Source organism: Desulfatiglans sp., assembly GCA_012513605.1.
Taxonomy (GTDB): Bacteria; Desulfobacterota; DSM-4660; order Desulfatiglandales; family HGW-15; genus JAAZBV01.
The window spans coordinates 18,724-38,124 of sequence record JAAZBV010000141.1 but is presented as its reverse complement, the minus strand read 5'-3'; the positions used below and the strand labels follow the sequence as shown (position 1 = coordinate 38,124).

Below are 19,401 nucleotides of genomic sequence, written 5' to 3'. Positions count from 1 at the left end.
AAAGTACAGGGGGATCCCCCAGGATTTAATATTACTTTAATGCAGAAAACTATATCTGTATACATCATAAAATATACAGGTTAATTACAGTAGAAAACTGCACTTTATATTAGCCGGGCTGCATTTTATCTTACCTTGCTTCTTTAATATGACCCCCGTGTTATTTCCGCCCATGAACTATCACAATTGCTACATTCAGTATGGCTGCTTCTATCTACACGATGCCCTAATGTCTCCCTTAAGTACATTAAAGCTCTGGATTCCACTTGTGCATTATGTATGGATAGATTCAACTTCTCGGCCATAATCCTATCGTTTTTATATTCAACCATATTGCCCATCATGGAATATAGATCAGATCTATAATTATATGCTGCATAGTAATCAGGGTTTATTTCCAGCGCCTTATTATAGTCATTAATTGCCTGCCTGTATTCGCGTTTACTGTAATATGCATTGCCGCGAAGCAGGTAAACCCCTGGTTCTCTGTTATCCAGTTCAATCGTCTTTGAAAAGTCGTTAATAGCATTGCTGAAGCTGCTTCTCTGATAATAGGCAATGCCCCTGTTTACGTATGCCAATGAGAATTCGGAGTTTATTTTAATAGCCCTGGAATAATCGGAAATGGCCTTCGATACGATTGTCTTGAGTAATAGGCATTGCCCCGGTTAATGTACGCACTGATCTTTTCAGGAGCTCTCTTTATAGCCACATTATAGTCCTTTATAGCCTGTTCATGTTCTCCCATATTCGCATATGCCAGCCCACGGTTATTGTAGGCTGTAACATCATCAGGGTTTATCTCTATCGCCTTCGTGTAATCATTTATTGCCTCTCCATATGCCTTTTATCCATATGGAGATTACCGCGAAGAAAATACAGCCCAGCATCATCATTTTTCGCCGCACTACTACGGGCATGAATCCCGGCAATGCCAAATACAAGAACAAGAGATATTGAAGAGCCTATTACCTTAAGATGCAGTTTTGTCCCCATGGCAATACTCCTTTTTTTTGAAAGAATCTTCTCTACACTTTTTCTTAAATTAAAATGGCTGCCAGCCAAATCAACAGCAGTTGGATAACTGCTGATCAAACACACCTTTTTTGTAAGATAGCAGTATTTTGATCTGGAGGCAGTAAAATGCTGTTTTTTGTGTGATGCTCATTAATAAATGGAAGAGTTGCCTGAGACCATGAAATGCCTTTCATATAAAATCCAATGGAGATCACGAGTGTCAAGCCAAGCGCAATCATTGTAGGGCTGCATACGAGACTGCGCACAGGGGCAGAGCTTCTGGATAATACCTTAAGGACTGTAAGCCCGATAAGAGAAATCAGGATTGATTGACCTGCCAGGGTGATCAGCAGGCCTGCCATATCATTGTTCAGCATAAAAGAGGGAATATGCATTTACTCACTCCTTATATTTATCGATAAGTTCCTGTAACTGTCTTAGCTCATCCGGTGTAACAGTAGAATGATTAAAAAAGGCTTTTACCATTTCAACACAGGAGCCCCCAAAAATCCGATCTCCAATATCGAAAACAAGGGCGCCAGCAGCGTGGCTGCGCGGTTTTGTCGGTTTGTAGAAAAATTTGTTTCCTTCCTGCCTCTTTGCCAGTTAATAAGTGTGTGCTTCTTGGTCTATGTGTGGATCTGAAACAGGAATATTTAAAGAGTGCTGCATGGTCAATTAAGTATCAGGGCGGAATATCACTGTCTGATTAATAGAGGCAAAAATCATTATAGATTTTTTGTTTCAAAAATTTATGGAGATAAATACTTTAAAAAGAGGCAAAGATATTAAAGAGGAGGTTACCGCCTTTATATTCAGGGCCGCCTATGTTTATACTGCTGTTGTTTCTGAGCTTGATTACTGTCTGTATAATCCGGCTCCCGCCCCTTAATATCTCTATGTCAAGAACAGCCCTGTCCCCCTCAATACCCATAGAGGAGATATTCATGGTGACCTGCTCAGGGAGCGAAACAACCCCTTTGCTGTTCAATGAAAGAGAAAGCCCCTTTTCACCTAAAAACTTATAGGAAGAGTACCTGAAAAGGGATTGCAGCTCACGCACAATATCATTAAGACCAGGGTCTACAGAATTGCCTTTCTCTGACGCCAGTATGGTCTTTACAGTAATCCTGATATTGGTGCCCGACCATGCAGGTGAAGAAGGCAGTAACAGGAGTGAAATAACAAAGAATAAGAAGGTTATAAGCAGAGGAGCCCGATATTTAGTTTTCATTTTATCCATTTTCATTAACCCATAAGATGGTTTGTCTTGTTTCAGGTGTCACAACTATCGTTAAAGAACCTGTCCCTGAAAGGGATGATATTATAGCGCTTGGTCCGGCAGGTGCAGGGTTGTTAAGAAATATCAATGATGCCAGTGCAATAGACAAAGCGACTCCTGCAGGTATAAAGGTCCTTCTTGAAAGAACCAGTTCCTTGAAACCCTGTAACCAGTTGCCCTTCTGCCTGATCCTGCTGATAACCCCTTCTACAATCTCCTGACCTTGCAGCGAAGCTTCAGCGTTTATAAAAGAATTCAGGCCCGAACCGATCTTGCTGTAAATATCAAGCCGTTTCCTGCATGATTCACAGGAATCAATGTGTTTCTCCACTGTAATAAGATCATCCCCGTGGAGCTCATTATCCATGAACCGGCTTATTATTTCGGTGCCGCATATTATTTCATTGTTGGCCTTCACTTTCAACACCTTTAAGAGATTCCCTTAATTTTTCACGCGCATAAAATATCCTTGAACTTACAGTCCCCTTGTTGATCCCCATGAGCTCGCCTATCTCATCATAGGATAACCCTTCAACCTCCTTTAAGATCAGGATCGTCCTCGCCTTTTCAGGAAGACTCTCAAGTGCCTTTTTTACCATCCCGGAGAGCTGCCTGTTGTCCAGGCTCTCTTCAGGGTCGGGCCTGTCCGAGACCAGATCAGGGGCGTTTCCCTCCTCCTGATCAATGGACTGATGCTGCCACCTGAAACGCCTTTTCCATTTCCTTACCCAGTTAAGGCTCTCATTTATCGTAATACGCCTCAACCAGGTATAAAGGGATGATTCGCCCTTGAATCTTTCTATTCCAGTATAGGCCTTAAGAAAAACATCCTGAATAATATCAGCGCTTTCCTCTGCATCAAGGGTTATCCCGTAGGCGACATTCCTAAGTTTCGCCTGATACTGGGAGACAAGCATTCCATAGGCCTTTTCATCCCGGTTTTTAAGGTCCAATACCAGCCTATCTTCATCTGAATCGGCCATATTTGATCTATTAGACACCGCTTATAGCGAAAAAATTCAATAATTTATAATTAAGATCTATAATCCGCATTTATTGACACATAATCATGGGTCAGGTCGCATGTGGTTATCCAGTCGTTAGACACCCCCACATTCAACTCAACAGTAAGAAAAATCTCAGGATTTTTCATAATAACAGCAGCCTCTTTTTCTCTTTCAACACCCTGCCCCAGGCCACCCTTTACTATTTTTATATCATCAATGAGGATATCAACCATATTTTCCTTCATCTCTATACCTGACCTCCCAAGTGCGGCCATGATCCTGCCCCAGTTAGGATCTTCTCCGTAAAATGCAGTCTTTACAAGGCTTGAATTGGCTATTGTACTTGCAGCATTCTTTGCATCTTGAGGAGAGGCTGCCCCTTTGACACTTATGTGTATCACCTTGGTTGCCCCCTCGCCATCTTTCACGATCATCTTTGCAAGGTCATACATTATATGGGTCAACCCCTTTTTAAACTCGTTAAAGGATGCCTCATCAGGCTCTTCATTGCCGGCTAGCCCGTTTGCCATTACAAAAACAGTATCGTTTGTGCTGGTATCACCGTCAACGGTTATCTTATTAAAAGAATCATTTACCCCCTGAGCAAGTGCCTTTTTTAAAAGCGGTCTGCTGATGTTTATGTCAGTCATGATAAAACAGAGCATGGTTGCCATGTTGGGCATTATCATGCCTGCACCCTTGGCTAACCCCATAATATGGTATTCCACGCCCTTAACCTTTGCGCTGAATGTGCTGACCTTGGGAAATGAGTCTGTCGTCATAATGGCCTTTACCACGCCATTTATCCCCTCAGGGTTAAGGTTTTTTACCAGTTCTGGTATGGCCTTTTCTATCTTTTTCATGTCCAACTGGGCGCCTATCACACCGGTTGAAGCTATCAAGACCTCATCAGGTGATATGCCAAGGCGCTCTGCAACCAAAAATGTGGTCTCCTTTGCATTCTTGAGCCCCTCTTCCCCGGTGCAGGCATTTGCATTCCCTGAATTTACAATAATCGCCCTGGCACTGCCATTTGCTATATTCTCCATGCTAACGATAACAGGCGCCGCCTTGACCCTGTTTGTTGTGAAGACAGCGGCTGAGGCCGCTGGTGCTTCGGAATATATCAGCGCAATATCATGTGCGTTGTTCTTTTTCAGGCCACAGGCAGTATAAGCAGCCTTAAACCCTTTTATACTGGTATTGGTTTCCATCTCTAAATAACCCCGGATACTTTGTTAATCCTGCATCTTTTGCAACTGTTACTACAGTTACTCATTAATCCCGCAGCACTTTTTGTATTTTTTGCCGCTGCCACAGGGGCATGGATCATTTCTCCCTATTTTCTGGCTCTCTCTTTTTATCGGTTCCGTCCTGACCGCTGCATCACCATGGCTTAGCTGCATAGCCCTCCTCTTCTGGCGCGGAAGCTCTTCAGGCCTCTCCTTTATGAGCTGTATCCTTGAAAAGGTCATTAGCGCCTCTTCGCTTATCCTTGCATCAAGCCCCTGGAACAGCTCAAAGGCATCTTTTTTGTACTCCTTTAAAGGATCCTGCTGTGCGTATCCCCTTAAGCCGATCCCCTCTTTGAGGTGATCCATGTCCTGGAGATGCCTGAGCCACTCTTTATCCAGTATCTGGAGCATTATAATCCTCTGGACTGACTGGAGCTGGTCAATTTTTATGCCTGCCATCCTGGCCTCATGGGCATCCTTAACCTGTTTCATGATCAGCCCTGTAAGGGATTGTGGAGTGAGTGCATCAAACTCTTCTTTACCAATATCATCAACACTGATCCTTGGCCGCACACCAAAAAACCTTATAGCGCCCTCTATCAGGCCCTGGATATTCCAGTCTTCAGGATAGGCTTTAGGATCGCTATGTTCAGCTACCAAGGTTTCTATCTTTCCTTCAATCATATCATTAATAAGTTCATCAATGCCTTCTCCCTTTAATATGTTGCGTCTCTGGGAGTAGATTATCTCTCTGTGTTTATTCATCACATCATCATATTCAAGGAGATGTTTTCTCATATCAAAATTATGGGCCTCAACCTTTTTCTGTGCATTCTCTATGGCCCTTGATATCAGGTTTGCTTCTATTGGTTCTCCCTCTTCCATGCCGAGTCGCTCCATGATGGAAGAAATTCTGTCAGAGCCGAATATCCTTAAAAGATCATCCTCAAGTGAAAGATAGAATCTTGAAGAGCCCGGGTCTCCCTGGCGGCCTGCGCGGCCTCTCAACTGGTTATCAATGCGCCTGCTCTCGTGCCTTTCGGTTCCTAGGATATGAAGCCCACCGAGCTCCTTGACCCCTTCCCCAAGCACTATATCTGTTCCACGCCCGGCCATATTGGTCGATATGGTAACAGTCTTATACTGTCCGGCCTTGGCGATAATTTCCGCCTCTTTCTGGTGATGCTTGGCATTCAGAACTTCATGGGGTACGCCCGCTCTTTTAAGCATTTTTGAGAGAACCTCGGATTTTTCTATGGAGATTGTACCCACCAGCACGGGCTGACCTTTTTCGTATAGCTCTTTGATTTCCTCGACAACCGCATTATATTTCTCACGTTCGGTCTTGTATATGACATCAGGAAAATCCTTGCGGATCATCCCCTTATTGGTCGGGATAACCATAACACCCAGTTTATAGATGTTATGAAATTCACCGGCCTCGGTATCAGCTGTGCCTGTCATACCTGCCAGCTTTTCATACATCCTGAAAAAATTCTGAAAGGTAATCGTGGCAAGGGTCTGGTTTTCTTCTGCAACCTTTACGCCCTCCTTGGCCTCAACCGCCTGGTGCAGACCGTCACTCCACCTTCTGCCCGGCATCATACGGCCTGTAAACTCATCAACGATGACCACCTCATCATCCTTTATCACATACTGGACATCCTTTTCGAAAAGCCAGTATGCCTTGATAAGCTGCTGGGTGGCGTGCAGAAGCTCCGATGTACGCATGAAATTCGCTTCAAGCTCCCTGAGCCTTTCCGCCTTCTCCAGGTCAGACAGCTCTTTATTTTCACGGACATTGTAACTTTCTTCCTCTATATCAGGGAGAGAAAAATCCCCTGCCCCGCTTTCAGAAAGGTACTTGATCCCCTTTTCTGTTAATTCCACAGAATTGCCACGCTCGTCTATGATGCAGTAAAGCTCTTTGTCCAGCTCTGGGAGTATCTTCTGACTCCTCATGGCGCTCTCTTCATTATCGATGCGCTTACCAAGGGAATGGTTTTTTGCAAGGAGATCAAGAAATCCAGGATTTTTAGGGTCACCCCTCTTTACCCTCAGAAGTATCTGGATGGTTTCTTCATCCGCATCGCCCTTATTCAGCCTCTCCTTCGCATCACTCAGCATTGTCCTTATCACAGCGCTCTGTTTTCTTTTTAGACTGATGACCAGGGGCTTGGCCTCCATGTATATCTTGTTTTCACTATGTTCCACAGGGCCGCTTATGATAAGGGGTGTCCTCGCCTCATCAATAAGGATACTGTCAACCTCATCCACAATAGCGTAATAATAATCACGCTGGACAAGGTCATTCATATCAAATTTCATGTTATCCCTGAGGTAATCAAATCCGAATTCATTGTTCGTACCGTATGTGATGTCACATGCGTAGGCATCTTTTCTCTCCTTATCTGTCATCCCGTGAACAATTACTCCGATAGAAAGGCCCAGCATCCCGTATATGCCACCCATCCATTCAGCGTCGCGCTTTGCAAGGTAATCATTCACTGTTATCAGATGAACCCCTCTTCCGGTAAGGGCATTCAGATATAGAGGCAGGGTTGCTGCAAGGGTTTTTCCTTCACCTGTCTTCATCTCGGATATGCACCCCTCATGGAGAACAATACCGCCTATGAGCTGTACATCATAATGACGCATGTTCAGCACCCTCACGGATGCCTCCCTTACAGCAGCAAATGCCTCAGGTAAAATCTCTTCGAGGGTTGCTCCATTTTTCAGCCTATCTTTGAATTCGCCGGTCTTTTCCCTGAGCTGCTCATCTGTAAGAGATTTAAAAAAAGGTTCATGCGAATTTATGCTCTCCACGATCGGTTGTATTCTTTTAAGCTCCCGATCATTTTTACTGCCAAATATCTTCTTTATTAGGTCACCAATCATATTCTATATACCAGTATTTTTTGAAAAATATCCTTTCCTGTTCGCTGAAGTTACTTTACTACCACAATAAATGAAAACAATAAATCTTAATATTTATTAATTTGAATAGCCAGGTCTGTGAAAAAAATAATAAGGACTATATTCACACAGATGCAAACAAAACAGGAGGAGCCTTTATTTAATTGGCAAATAAAGATCTACTTTTTTAGAGGTTTTCCCACTGAAAGAATTAAGTAAATGCCTGGGTAAAAATCTTACTTAATTCAATTCAGAATATAGCGGGTTGGATCTACCGGTACCCCCTCAAGGAACACCTCATAATGGAGATGTGGGCCGGTCGAACGGCCTGTGCTACCCATGTTAGCGATGGTATCACCGCGTTTTACCGCCTGTCCTTTTTTGACCAGTATCTTTGAGAGATGGGCATACCTTGTTTTCAGGCCATATCCGTGATTTACAGTTAACAGATTCCCGTAACCATAGCTCTTTTCAATGCCAGTGACAATGCCATCAGCAGGGGCAATTATGGGCGAACCGCTTTTTGCCGAGATATCCAGACCATTGTGAAATTCCTTCTCATTTGTAAATGGTGAAACCCGGTAACCAAACTTTGAACTTACCCATCCCTTTGCAGGCCATATGGATGGGGTGCAGGAAAACATGGATTTCCGGTTATCAAGAAAACTGTATAGCTCCGTCTTTTCCTGTGTCTGGACAGCAATTTCAGTATCCAGATTATCCAGTGACTGGTGCATCAGCCTAACAAGTTTCTGATGTGCCTTTTCAATAGAATATTCAGCATTCATCAGACTTGGGTCAGAACCGCCAACACCCAGGAATGGGGTGCTGTCATCACCTGGTTCAATGTTCACCATTATCTTGAGCTTGTTATCAAACTTTTTGAGTTCAACCATCTTGGTATTGATCTTATCTATTTTATTTGCAAGAGAGGCAAGCTGGGCCTTCTGTTGCCTGTTTTCTTCAAGCAGTTGTGCATTGAGTGGTATCTGAGACCTTATCCTGCAGTAGTCATTGGAGGCCCACCCAATAAATGAGAGGGCCGATAAGACAAGGATAACGGCTAATCCAATAAACATCTTCGGAATCTTTATCTGTTTGACGGAATTAACACCATCCGGAAGAATTACTATTGTTACCTTTTTGAAAGCCACAATACTTTTTCCTTTTTTACAACTTTATTGATTGAGTCAGCGAAGATACAACTTTTGATTAATTATCAACAGAAGTCGGGCTTAGTTAACACAAAGCCCAGAAGATTGTCAACCTTAATATTTTCATATCAGATTCAACTCTCTTCAGAGGCCAAAAACAGCTCTTTGATCCTAACAGCCATTGTTTTTGTTATTCCTCTCACCTTTGCAAGTTCATCTTCGCTTGCCTGTTTTATTGCCTCCAGGCTTCCAAACTGCTTTAAAAGCAGGTTCCTCTTTGATGGCCCTATGCCCGGTATCCGGTCAAGGGCGGATTTTACAGTCTCCTTCTTTCTCAGTTTTCGATGAAAGCCCACAGCCCTCCTGTGAACCTCATCCCTTATCCCCATGATCATCAGTAGCACCGGATGATCAGCGTTCAGCCGCAGAGGATTTTTTCTACCAGAAAGATAGAGCTTGTCGCCAGTAACGCCCTGCTCCCTCTCCTTTGCAACAGCGACCAGTGCAGGCTGTTCTATCTCTTTCGGCAGCCCTGCCAGAACACGGCTAACTGCCATCAGATGCCCCTTTCCGCCATCAATAACAAAGAGGTCAGGGAGATCACCATGTGAAAGGCGCCTTTTAACCATCTCTGACATCATCTCATAATCATCTATGCCCTTCACATCTCTGATCCTGAAATTCCTGTACCCCTTTCTATGCGGCCTGGCATCTACAAATGCAACAATCGTACCAACCGCCTGGTTTCCCTGCATATTGGATATATCCATTGCCTCTATCCTGTATGGTGTCTTCTTAAGATTCAAGGCTGTTTTTGCCATCTCAAGGATATCAGCAGGGCTTCTGTTTTCCGTTCTATTCAGAATACTTACCGCATTTTTAACGGCCAGGTTTGTCATGCCGATCCTTTTGCCACGGACAGGGCAGTGTATAGTTATTCTTTTACCTGCCAGGGAGGAAAGCCATTCGGAAATGGCTCCTGATTCATCAACCGGATGGGAAATAAGTATATTTTTTGGCACATAACCGTCTTCAGTATAATACTGTTTCAGAAATGCCTCGATCACCTCAGAGGGTAAAACTCCCTGGTTTTCAAACCTGAAATCCCTATTTCCGGTGATAATCCCTTTTCTTGAAAAGAATATGACTACCTGTGATACTCCGTTTTCCTGTGCAACCCCTATTATATCCTGGTCTTCACCCCTGGTTGATGAGACATTCTGGGTCTCAATAGTCTTTGAAACCGCCTTTATCTGATCCCTTACCCTTGCTGCATCCTCATATTTTTCTTCTGCTGCATATTTTTTCATATCGGTTTCAAGCTGCTTTATCAGTTCCCGACTCCTCCCCTCAAGGAAAAGCCTGACATTTTTCACAATTGCAGCATATTCATCTTTTGAAATATCGCTGGTACATGGTGCAAGGCATCTGCCCAGCTGATAATTGAGGCAGGGCCTTGTCCTTGCTGCCATAAAATTCATAGAGCATTTTCTTAGTCTGAAAATCCTGTTTATGAGCCTTGTGGTATCCCTGAGTGCCCCTGATGAAGAATATGGCCCGAAATAAACTGCCCCGTCGTTTTTGAGCTTCCTTACAAACTCCAGCCTGGGGTATGGTTCATCTGTGGGGATCTTCAGGTATGGATACTGTTTATCATCCCTCAGAACAATATTGTACCTGGGTATATGTTTTTTAATAAGGGAACTTTCAAGTAAAAATGCCTCATTTTCGGAGGAGGTTAGTATGAATTCCAGATACCTTGCTTTTGATACCATCATGACAGTCTTTGGTGTCATATCAGCTGGGGAGTTAAAATAGGAAGATACCCTGTTCTTGAGGTTTTTGGCCTTTCCTACATATATAACCCTTTCAGCACTGTCCCTGAATATGTAGACACCCGGGTCGTTCGGAAATTCCTTTTTGAAAGCTCCTGATTTTAAATCAAACCTGTTCTGTTCAGATGGGATCATATATATACCGGCAATATTTGTTATCCTTTTCTTGAACAATATAAAGATAGGTGATAGATAATACAAGAAACTTGTATGATGACCAGAAATAATAACAACAGCGAACTTCCATGAAGCCATCCATTTACCCCAGACTTGTTAATGACCCCTTTTCTGATCCCGGGCTCTATATCCCCTTTTTATATGAAAAAAGGGCAATTATGTTTGACCTTGGTGAGATTATTCCCCTCACCCCGAGGGATGTACTAAAAATAACCCATGTATTTGTCTCTCACACCCACATGGACCATTTCACTGGCTTTGACAGACTTCTGCGAATCTTTCTGGGCAGGGACAGCGAATTACATCTTTTCGGGCCGCCCGGTTTTTTCAGACATGTGGAGGGAAAACTTAACGGGTATGTATGGAATCTAGTACAAGAATATGAATATAACCTTATCTTAAATGCAACAGAAGTCCATGAAGACATGGCAATATCTAAAAGATATTTATGCCGTGAAGGATTCAGACCGGGAGAGACAGTGACATGGGAAATAATTGATGGGATACTATATAAAATACCGGGTTTCCAGGTAAGGGGGGCACTGCTTGACCACAGGATACCATGCTTGGGCCTTACATTAGAGGAAAGTTTTCATGTAAATATTAATAGCGAAAAACTAAAAAATTTTGGTCTTGATACAGGCCCGTGGCTTACTGCTTTTAAAAAAGAGATATATACAGGCAGTCCAAAAAATGGGGATTTTTTTGTACCAAAAGAGGAGCATGGAAAGATAGTTGATATGAGAAGGTTCACACTTGGCAGCCTGGCAGAAAAGATAGCAACCATAACCCCGGGCCATAAGATCACCTATATTACCGATGTGATCGGGAGCAATGACAACATTGTAAAGATTATGGACCTCGCAAGGGGCGCTGATCACCTGTTCATTGAAGCGGCCTTTTCAGAACAGGATAACAAGACAGCAAAAGAAAAATATCATCTTACCGCAGCTGAGGCTGGCCGCATAGCAAGGGCGGCAGAGGTTAAGAAATTTACACTTTTTCACTTTTCACCAAGATACAGCCACATGGAAGCAGATCTTTACAAAGAGGCTATGGCGGCATATCAAGGCAGATAAACCTCCGACCGGTTATTTTTTCTTATATACGTTCAGACCGATCTTTACATCATCTTTATCAGGTATAGCAACATTCCCCTCAGTTGAGGCAATAATAATGGTCTTTCCTGAAGAAGAGGGCCCGAACTCCTTTGTAATATCCACCTTTAGTGTCAGGATATTTCCTTCAAGATTCATCTCAACATTTTTCATTTTATCTCCTCCTTGCTGGGTATTTTTATTAATAATGAAAAAAGGTTGAGACCGAACTGGCTCAACCTCTCTACATTTACCTGTAATCAGGTTATGCTATTCATACCTTCCTGTGGTGCATGCTATCATATGTGCTATCGGCCTGGTCACATTCCTGATAGTTAGCGGGCCATGTTTCACACCCGGCGGTATAAAGGCTGTAAAGCTCTCTTTAATGATATGCGTTTCACCATCTATTGTAAATTCTATCTCTGCGCCAAGGTCCATGATGTTTTCATAATTCAAACCATAAAAACACATCAGTTCGCCAAAATCATGGGAATGTTCTTCCTTGAAATTAGGGTTATCGCCCTTGTAGTTCTTATCAAACCCCGGGAGTATCCACATCATCTCATTGTAAAAGGTTGCACCCTTGACCGTATCCGCATCCACATGGGTCATCCTCTTTACATATTTAGGGTCTGTCGGCACCCTGTAGGATGGGAGCTTAAGGTCTTTCTTGTCATCAAATATAAAATACTTTTCATATTTTCGTTCTGCCATGTTTTATCTCACTTTCTATTAACAGGTTATCTGGTTCAAGTTAATGCTTCAGCCTGTATTATAGGTAATTCTCGCCCGGCCCCATGGTAAAATGGAAAAGGGGCTTGGTCATATTATGCATCTTTATGGGGCAGTGAACTATATTTGCCGGGACATATACAACAAAGGATTTGTCAAAGAGATATTTTTCATCCTCTATCCATATCTCCACCTGGCAACCAAGGTCTTTAGGGTTGTTCATATCGGTCCCGTAATATGAAAGCAGCTCAGGAAAGGTGTGTGCATGAGGCGGAATACCATGCTTGTCTTCCTCACCCGGCTTTGGCGGGGTTATTACACGGCCGGTCATGGATGGAGGCCAGAACCAGACTGCCTCAGCATAAAAGGCGCCGGGGATTACGTTGGAGTCCATCCAGACCATATGTTCCATCATACGCCTCATGCCATCTTCAAGCGGGCCACGACCCATAATTGCTTTTTCCCAGGCCCTTTCTTCAGGGAGCTGGAACTTGTCATAGAATTCAGTGACGATATACTTACCGTACTTTCCCATTCAAAAATTCTCCTTTATAAATAAGAACTTATTTTTGCTATGAAGTATAAAGTGTAAGGGAAAAGGTGTCAAGTTGATTAACTGAGGCCAATAATTCCAGCATTATGCTATGAAAGGGCTATGTATGCTGCTATATCCAATTATCTTATACTGTGATGGAGGGAAAAAGACAGATCAGCCTCTTGAGTTAATCCACGCAAAATGGCATAACCTCATTTATGATAAATCAACAGATACAAACAGGAGAATATGACGATGGATGAAGATCTGAAGAAAAAGACACAGGAGACAGCTGCAAAACTTTTCAGTAAGGGGATTAAGATGGATCCTCCGTATAAACTCTGGAAGGAATTTGATCGTGATCTCGCTAATGACCTCTCTTTACATATCACAGGCAATATCTATTCACGGACTGTCCTGACCCTTGCCGAAAGGCAGATGGCTGCATGCGCCATGCTTGCTGCATTAAGGGCCACTGATGAACTTAAGCTCCATATTAACGGGGCGCTTAATGTGGGTTGCAACCCTGAAAAACTGGCAGAGGTCTTTTTTCAGCTCTCGACATATGCAGGCATGCCCACTGTTAATGAGGCGCTTAACGCATATAAGGAGGTGCTTGTTGAGCGGGGCGAATGGCCAATAAAAAAATAATTTGACCTTTTAAAAGGTTATCATTATAGTTTTTGAGGTTTAATTATTAGAGATTTAGCTTAATGCTTAACATTAAACTAAACTCAAGGATGTTTTTGCCGGATGCATAATAAAAGAAGCAATCCGGCACTTACTTACTACCGGGTAAACCCGGGCTAAGAACAGCTCAAAGGAGGTATTAAGGAATTGGCAAAAGGAAAGGTAAAATGGTTTAACAACAAAAAAGGTTTTGGTTTTATAGAGCAGGAGGAAGGTTCTGATCTTTTTGTGCATTTCTCTTCAATCAAGACAGATGGGTACAGGAGTCTTGAAGAGGGAGAAGCTGTAACTTTTGATGTTGAAGATGGTGAAAAAGGTCCCAAGGCTGTTAATGTAAACCGGGTTTAGTCTTCAAATAAAAAATACAAAGGGCATCGGGGTTAAAACCTGATGCCCTTTTCTTATGTTATTTTTTTATCTGGCTCTGTCTGTACTGATAATATGCATCCCTGTATGCAACATATGGGTCTAGGGCGGATTTTTTGAGGTCTTCATAATCCCCTATCCTAAAGGATGTTTTATTAACTGTTTCAAATGCCTTGATTGAGAGATCATACTTGGTTTTCAGATCAAGATAATTCATAGGTTCAAGAAATGCATCACCAGCAGAGCCGATTGTATCGGTAAGGCTTGATGGACCCAATACAGGAAGGTTAAGGAAGAACCCGTGACCTATCCCGTATGAGCCAAGGGTCTGGCCCAGATCTTCATCATACTCGGGCATCTCAAACTGGGTGGTTGCCCTGTCCATGAAACCAGCAACCCCTAATGTGGAGTTAATCATGAACCTCCCGAATTCATATCCTGCACCTTCAAACTTACCCTGTAAAACACAGCTAACAAATCTTACAGGGAAGGAGATGTTGTTGAAAAAATTTTTCACCCCTCTTCTTGCAGGCTCAGGCACTACTGCGCTGTAACCCTTTGCTGCCGGTTTAAGCACCCAGAAATAGAGCTTGTCATTAAAATGAAAAAAGACCCTGTTTAAAGGCTCAAGCGGGTCAGCAATAGATTCATGGGGCTCATCCAGGTCATCCATCATCTCATCATCTAAGTATGTATCATCTTCTGAGCTGGATATGGATGCATCAGCCTGTGCGAGAAGGATTGAATGATCTATATTATCTGCAATTGACCTTTCAGCAGTATCTGAACCAGCGCTGATGCCGCCTGATAGAATCATTGATATGATAACACCGGATATAAAAGTTGATAGCTTTTTCATAATCTAAACTCCTTTGCCGGGCGTTCTAAATTTAAGATTGTTCATCCACTTTTGTTTTTAGTCTTTTTAACAGCTCATCATATCCTGATTTAATTAAGATAGTGCTGAACTGGCTCCTGTAGTTGCTTACGAGGCTTATTCCCTCTACATATACATCATATATAAACCACTTGTCGTCAGGCTTTATCACCCGGTATTCGATTGCCGCATCCTTCCCGCTGCTCAGGGTAATTTTGGCGCCGATAGTACCGTATTTTCCATCTATCTTTTCATTAAGAAAGATCATCTTTTCACCGGAGTAATGCCTGGTTTTATCCATGTATGTGCGCTCTAATAGCTGGCCGAAATAAAAAATAAACTCCTTTTTTTGGGGCTGGCTCAGTGTGCCCCAATGCCTGCCAAGCGCACGCTGCGAAAATGCGGACCAGTCAAAGACCTCATCCACGGTTTCCCGTATCATCTTTGCCCTTTTTTCAGCCATATCCGGCACATCAAGATCATGGTTTGAAACGATCTCTATAAGTTTGTCAGTTGCGGCCTTAATGCGGTCTGTAGCCTCTCCGGCCTTTATGGTCAGGCTGAAAAACAGCAATATAAAAATGGCAGTCAAATACCTGATAAATCTATTCTTCATGATTCCTCCTGAATGTAATCATGGGTGTCTTTTTACTATACCTTACCAAATACATAGTTTGAGATCAATTCTTCGATATCAACTGCCGGCATTGTTTCCCGGATGCGCTCGCCTGATTCAAGTGTGATCTCTGAGCCGCCCGGTGTGATGGAGAGGTATTTTTCTCCGATAAGCCCCCTGGTCTTTATGGCTGCAATAGCATCTTCCTGTATCTTAACTGACTTTGGCAGTGTTATGATAATCTTCGCTTCATAGCTTTCCATTGTGATGGATTTGACCCTGCCAATCTGTATGCCGGCTATTATAACTGATGAGCCGGTCTTTAAACCTCCGGCATCATTAAAAATCGCATAGAGTTCATAGCCGTCACTGCGGAAAAGTTCCTTTTTAGCAAGCTTTACAGACATAAAAGCAAGGCAGAGAAGCCCTGCCAGAACAAATATCCCTACTATCAATTCAAGATCAAATTTTTTCATTTTATTCCCCTGATCTATTTTTATTAACAATATATTTTAAAGAGATCGGCCCCTGTCATAGGTGTTACCTGAAGCTTATGGGACCTTCTGTATCTCCTGATAAAAACTGTCTTACCAGCGAATTTTTTGAAGAGAGCATCTCTTCAGGGCGCCCCATCTCGATAATCACACCTTCATGAAGCATCGCTACCTTGTTGACTATCTTGAAGACACGCGATAATTCATGCGTGATAATAATGCCTGTAAACCGCATTCGATTATGCATCTCTTCAATAAGATTAAGGATTGCATGCCCTATAATAGGGTCAAGCCCTGTTGTTGGCTCATCAAAGATCATTATTTCAGGCTCCCATACCAGTTCACGTGCAAGCGCTGCCCTCTTCTGCATGCCCCCGCTCAACTGGGAAGGGTATTTGTTTTCCGCACCGCTTAACCCTACCTGATCAATAACATTAAGCACCTTCTTTTCAATGACCGCCCTGTCAAGCCGCCCCTTTTCCTTCAGGGGGAATGCAACATTGTCAAACACTGTCATTGATTCAAACAGGGCTCCTCCCTGAAACAGAAACCCGATCCGGCTCCTGAGATCAGCAAGCGCCTTTTTACTGAGCTTATTAACTTCAAGCCCGTCAACTATCACCTCACCCTTATCCGGGGTTAAAAGGCCGACAACATGTTTTAAGATCACGCTTTTACCATAACCGCTCATGCCGATCAGAACGAGTATCTCTCCCTTTTTAACCTTAAATGAAATACCTTTAAGGACATCATGGCCATTAAAGGACTTGTGTATGTTATTCAGTTCAATCACTTTTCACCTTAAAATAGAAAGGCGGTCATAAAATAATCCCACACAAGGATCATGACTGCCGCAAGCACCACCGCCCCTGTTGTTGATTTGCTGACCCCCTCTGCTCCAAACCCTGAGGAGCCTGTGTAATAGCCCATATAGCATGAAACCCATGATATAATAATGCCAAAACTCATGGATTTATATATCCCTTCCATCAGATGATCCACCGTTGCATAGGTGTTTATCTCTCCGAAAAAGGTTGCATATTCGAGACCGAGTATCTTTACCCCCACAAGATACCCGCCCAGGATTCCTATCGCATCAAACATGCCTGTTAACAGCGGCAGAGATATAAATGCTGCAATCATGCTTGGCGCAACCAGATAGCGGAATGGATTAAGCCCCATCATCTCTATGGCATCTATCTGATTGGTGATGCGCATGATGCCGATTTCAGCGGTCAAGGCTGAACCCGCCCTTGCTGTAACCATTATACCGGTAAAAACCGGCGCCATCTCCTTCATTATAGAAATTGCAACCATAGGGCCAAGGAATGCCTCTGAACCCAGACGGCTTAATGTATGAAACCCCTGAAGCGAAATGACCATCCCTGTAAATAAACCTATCAGGAGCACAACAAGTGTAGACTCTGCGCCGATGAACCTTATCTGCTTAAGGATACGATCTGTCTTAAAAGGTGGCGTGATCGAAAAATAGAGGGAATACCCGAGAAAGTTAAATAACCTCCCTATCCTTGATAATATGCCTATCGATTCCCCGCCGATATACCTTACAACATCCATATAAGTCCTGTAATAAATAAATTTTCGTCTTTTACCCCTTATCCATAAATGCATCAACCCTGAAAAGAAGAGATTCTGTATCTATCTCTGCCTCTGCACCCATTGGAAGAGGTCGGTTTTTACTGCCGTGCCCTGCTGGAAATCCCCTGTAAACAGGGATTTCGTATGAAAAGGTCTCCAGTAAAAGGGTGTCTATACTGTCTGGCTCCCCGCAGTCCTGAAAATTTCCGGAAATTATTCCCTTTACCCCCCTGAGTAACCCTGAAAGACTCAACTGTGTAAGCATCCTGTCGATCCTGTACAGGGGTTCACCCCTCTCTTCAATAAAAAAGATTGAACCTTCAAAGGAGGGAATATAGGGCGTACCGATCAGGGCACAGACCATGCTAAGGTTTCCCCCCAGCAGTATGCCCCTTGCCTTACCTTCCTTGAGTACATTGTCTTTCGAAAGCCTGATATCCATACCCCCATCTGCAGACATCTGCTTTAAAAGCGTCTTGAGATACCTTTTACTCCCTGTAATACCTCTTAACATGGGGCCATGCCATACAATCATACCGGTCATCTTATATATGGACAAGATAAGGGCGGTTATATCACTGTAACCTGCAACCGGTTTTGGATACTTCCTGATGATATCAAAATCTATATTGTTAAGAAGTCTGGTGGTTCCATAACCGCCACGGGCACACAGAACAGCCTTTACATCACTGTCAAGGAACATATCATGCAGGTCAGTTAACCGGTCCTGGTCTGTTCCTGCAAGGTAACCATTTTTATCATACAGGTGGCTCCCTTTGATTACCCTGTATCCCGCCTCTTCTAATATCCGGACAGCAGGAGAAATCTCATCATCGGTAACAGGGCTTGCCGGTGCGATTATCCCGATTGCATCGCCCTTTTTAAGATTTCTAAGTAAAGGGGTCAAGAGTTTCTCTCATAGAGGAGTTTCAGCCCCTCAAGCGTGAGATTTTCATCAATAAGATCAATTGTTGCAGACTCCTTTGCAATAAGAGGGGCAACACCGCCTGTGGCAATAACCTTTACCTCATGACCCATCTCTTTTTTAAGACGGGTGACAAGCCCGTCAACAAGGCCCGCATATCCATATATGATCCCCACATTCATGGCGCTTATAGTGTTCTTTGCAATCACATTTTTTGGGGCAGAATAGGTCTCTATCCGCGGGAGCCTTGATGTCCTGGAAAAGAGCGCCTCACCGGATACAATAAGGCCGGGGGATATAGCTCCGCCAATCCATTCACCCTCTGCTGTTATACAGTCAAATGTGGTTGCTGTGCCGAAGTCTACAATTATGAGTCCGCATCTGTATTTTTCATATGCGGAAACAGAATTTACTATCCTGTCTGCGCCAACCTCTTTGGGATTGTCATATCTTATGGGCATGCCGGTCTTAAGCCCGTGCCCTACTACCACAGGTTTGATATTGAAATATTTTTTAGAGAGCCCTTCCAGTGTAAGTATAAGGGGTGGAACAACAGAGGCGATAATTATACCACTCACCCGATCCATTTTTATGTTTGAGGTCTTAAAAAGGCTGCATATCAGGATACCCAGTTCATCAGATGTAGCGTCCTTTTCTGTCCTGACGCGCCACTGCCCGATCATACTATCCTGATCAAAAACCCCCATCACAATATTGGTATTTCCTACATCAATGCAAAGAAGCATGGGAATATTTCACTCACTAATAAATGTTAATTCATTATCTGATTTATCATGATACGGGCTCAAGGCTCAGGGCGCATGGCCCAAGGGTTTCAATCAAA

General features: G+C 43.2%; 25 protein-coding genes. 3 read left to right on the top strand and 22 right to left on the bottom strand.

Annotated features, from left to right (window positions below; all coding sequences use genetic code 11):
• Positions 1 to 143 precede the first annotated feature (143 nt).
• From GX654_19420 to uvrC, 12 genes are all read right to left on the bottom strand, one after another.
• Positions 144 to 581, bottom strand: coding sequence for a tetratricopeptide repeat protein (locus tag GX654_19420; GenBank protein ID NLD39036.1), 438 nt, complete (start codon positions 579 to 581; stop codon positions 144 to 146).
• 14 nt (positions 582 to 595) lie between these two features.
• A complete protein-coding gene (locus GX654_19415; GenBank protein ID NLD39035.1) occupies positions 596 to 829 on the bottom strand; it encodes a tetratricopeptide repeat protein in 234 nt (77 codons plus the stop codon).
• The gene (locus tag GX654_19410) at positions 826 to 996 is read right to left on the bottom strand and encodes a hypothetical protein (protein NLD39034.1); all 171 of its coding nucleotides are present in this window, start codon (positions 994 to 996) and stop codon (positions 826 to 828) included. Before GX654_19410 ends, GX654_19415 begins: the two co-directional genes overlap by 4 nt.
• 95 nt (positions 997 to 1,091) lie before the next feature.
• Positions 1,092 to 1,412: a hypothetical protein gene (locus GX654_19405; GenBank protein ID NLD39033.1), complete on the bottom strand. Its 321-nt coding sequence runs from the start codon at positions 1,410 to 1,412 to the stop codon at positions 1,092 to 1,094.
• 4 nt (positions 1,413 to 1,416) lie between these two features.
• The gene (locus tag GX654_19400) at positions 1,417 to 1,623 is read right to left on the bottom strand and encodes a BlaI/MecI/CopY family transcriptional regulator (GenBank protein ID NLD39032.1); all 207 of its coding nucleotides are present in this window, start codon (positions 1,621 to 1,623) and stop codon (positions 1,417 to 1,419) included.
• Between the two features lie 163 nt (positions 1,624 to 1,786).
• Positions 1,787 to 2,251 carry a hypothetical protein gene (locus GX654_19395; protein NLD39031.1) on the bottom strand — a complete coding sequence of 155 codons (465 nt, stop codon included), beginning with the start codon at positions 2,249 to 2,251 and terminating at the stop codon, positions 1,787 to 1,789.
• A 1-nt stretch (position 2,252) separates the two neighbouring features.
• On the bottom strand, positions 2,253 to 2,717 hold the full coding sequence (locus tag GX654_19390) for a zf-HC2 domain-containing protein (GenBank protein NLD39030.1): 465 nt from the start codon (positions 2,715 to 2,717) through the stop codon (positions 2,253 to 2,255).
• The gene (locus GX654_19385) at positions 2,701 to 3,282 is read right to left on the bottom strand and encodes a sigma-70 family RNA polymerase sigma factor (GenBank protein NLD39029.1); all 582 of its coding nucleotides are present in this window, start codon (positions 3,280 to 3,282) and stop codon (positions 2,701 to 2,703) included. Before GX654_19385 ends, GX654_19390 begins: the two co-directional genes overlap by 17 nt.
• Positions 3,283 to 3,332: 50 nt before the next feature.
• Entirely contained in the window at positions 3,333 to 4,520 is a 1,188-nt protein-coding gene (argJ, locus tag GX654_19380) for a bifunctional glutamate N-acetyltransferase/amino-acid acetyltransferase ArgJ (GenBank protein NLD39028.1), read from the bottom strand.
• Positions 4,521 to 4,577: 57 nt separating this feature from the next.
• Positions 4,578 to 7,439, bottom strand: coding sequence for a preprotein translocase subunit SecA (gene secA / locus GX654_19375; GenBank protein ID NLD39027.1), 2,862 nt, complete (start codon positions 7,437 to 7,439; stop codon positions 4,578 to 4,580).
• Between the two features lie 263 nt (positions 7,440 to 7,702).
• Positions 7,703 to 8,611, bottom strand: coding sequence for a M23 family metallopeptidase (locus GX654_19370; protein ID NLD39026.1), 909 nt, complete (start codon positions 8,609 to 8,611; stop codon positions 7,703 to 7,705).
• Positions 8,612 to 8,745: 134 nt separating this feature from the next.
• Positions 8,746 to 10,581 carry an excinuclease ABC subunit UvrC gene (gene uvrC / locus GX654_19365; protein NLD39025.1) on the bottom strand — a complete coding sequence of 612 codons (1,836 nt, stop codon included), beginning with the start codon at positions 10,579 to 10,581 and terminating at the stop codon, positions 8,746 to 8,748.
• Between the two features lie 110 nt (positions 10,582 to 10,691).
• Between uvrC and GX654_19360 the strand changes: the two genes are divergently transcribed.
• Positions 10,692 to 11,702, top strand: coding sequence for a ribonuclease Z (locus GX654_19360; protein ID NLD39024.1), 1,011 nt, complete (start codon positions 10,692 to 10,694; stop codon positions 11,700 to 11,702).
• Positions 11,703 to 11,714: 12 nt separating this feature from the next.
• Here the strand turns inward: GX654_19360 and GX654_19355 are convergent, their stop codons facing one another.
• The 3 genes from GX654_19355 to GX654_19345 form a co-directional block, all read right to left on the bottom strand.
• Positions 11,715 to 11,894, bottom strand: a complete 180-nt coding sequence (locus GX654_19355) for a hypothetical protein (GenBank protein NLD39023.1) — start codon at positions 11,892 to 11,894, stop codon at positions 11,715 to 11,717.
• 96 nt (positions 11,895 to 11,990) lie between these two features.
• Positions 11,991 to 12,437, bottom strand: a complete 447-nt coding sequence (locus GX654_19350; GenBank protein ID NLD39022.1) for a hypothetical protein — start codon at positions 12,435 to 12,437, stop codon at positions 11,991 to 11,993.
• Positions 12,438 to 12,495: 58 nt separating this feature from the next.
• The gene (locus tag GX654_19345; GenBank protein NLD39021.1) at positions 12,496 to 12,990 is read right to left on the bottom strand and encodes a hypothetical protein; all 495 of its coding nucleotides are present in this window, start codon (positions 12,988 to 12,990) and stop codon (positions 12,496 to 12,498) included.
• 249 nt (positions 12,991 to 13,239) lie between these two features.
• Here GX654_19345 and GX654_19340 point away from each other — a divergent pair, with 249 nt between their 5' ends.
• Together GX654_19340 and GX654_19335 are read left to right on the top strand one after the other, a co-directional pair.
• On the top strand, positions 13,240 to 13,641 hold the full coding sequence (locus GX654_19340) for a 4-carboxymuconolactone decarboxylase (protein NLD39020.1): 402 nt from the start codon (positions 13,240 to 13,242) through the stop codon (positions 13,639 to 13,641).
• A 186-nt stretch (positions 13,642 to 13,827) separates the two neighbouring features.
• Entirely contained in the window at positions 13,828 to 14,028 is a 201-nt protein-coding gene (locus tag GX654_19335; GenBank protein ID NLD39019.1) for a cold shock domain-containing protein, read from the top strand.
• A 58-nt stretch (positions 14,029 to 14,086) separates the two neighbouring features.
• Here GX654_19335 and GX654_19330 read toward each other — a convergent pair whose 3' ends face one another.
• The 7 genes from GX654_19330 to GX654_19300 form a co-directional block, all read right to left on the bottom strand.
• The gene (locus GX654_19330) at positions 14,087 to 14,863 is read right to left on the bottom strand and encodes a VacJ family lipoprotein (protein ID NLD39018.1); all 777 of its coding nucleotides are present in this window, start codon (positions 14,861 to 14,863) and stop codon (positions 14,087 to 14,089) included.
• 73 nt (positions 14,864 to 14,936) lie between these two features.
• Positions 14,937 to 15,539, bottom strand: a complete 603-nt coding sequence (locus tag GX654_19325; GenBank protein ID NLD39017.1) for an ABC transporter substrate-binding protein — start codon at positions 15,537 to 15,539, stop codon at positions 14,937 to 14,939.
• A gap of 35 nt (positions 15,540 to 15,574) precedes the next feature.
• Positions 15,575 to 16,015 (bottom strand): outer membrane lipid asymmetry maintenance protein MlaD, encoded by a 441-nt coding sequence (gene mlaD, locus GX654_19320; protein NLD39016.1) that lies wholly within the window; start codon positions 16,013 to 16,015, stop codon positions 15,575 to 15,577.
• Between the two features lie 64 nt (positions 16,016 to 16,079).
• Positions 16,080 to 16,826 (bottom strand): ATP-binding cassette domain-containing protein, encoded by a 747-nt coding sequence (locus tag GX654_19315; GenBank protein NLD39015.1) that lies wholly within the window; start codon positions 16,824 to 16,826, stop codon positions 16,080 to 16,082.
• Between the two features lie 8 nt (positions 16,827 to 16,834).
• Positions 16,835 to 17,611, bottom strand: a complete 777-nt coding sequence (locus tag GX654_19310; protein ID NLD39014.1) for an ABC transporter permease — start codon at positions 17,609 to 17,611, stop codon at positions 16,835 to 16,837.
• 31 nt (positions 17,612 to 17,642) lie between these two features.
• Positions 17,643 to 18,539, bottom strand: coding sequence for an LD-carboxypeptidase (locus GX654_19305; protein NLD39013.1), 897 nt, complete (start codon positions 18,537 to 18,539; stop codon positions 17,643 to 17,645).
• Positions 18,536 to 19,303: a type III pantothenate kinase gene (locus tag GX654_19300; GenBank protein NLD39012.1), complete on the bottom strand. Its 768-nt coding sequence runs from the start codon at positions 19,301 to 19,303 to the stop codon at positions 18,536 to 18,538. The genes GX654_19305 and GX654_19300 overlap by 4 nt, the downstream gene beginning before the upstream one ends.
• Between the last annotated feature and the right edge of the window lie 98 nt (positions 19,304 to 19,401).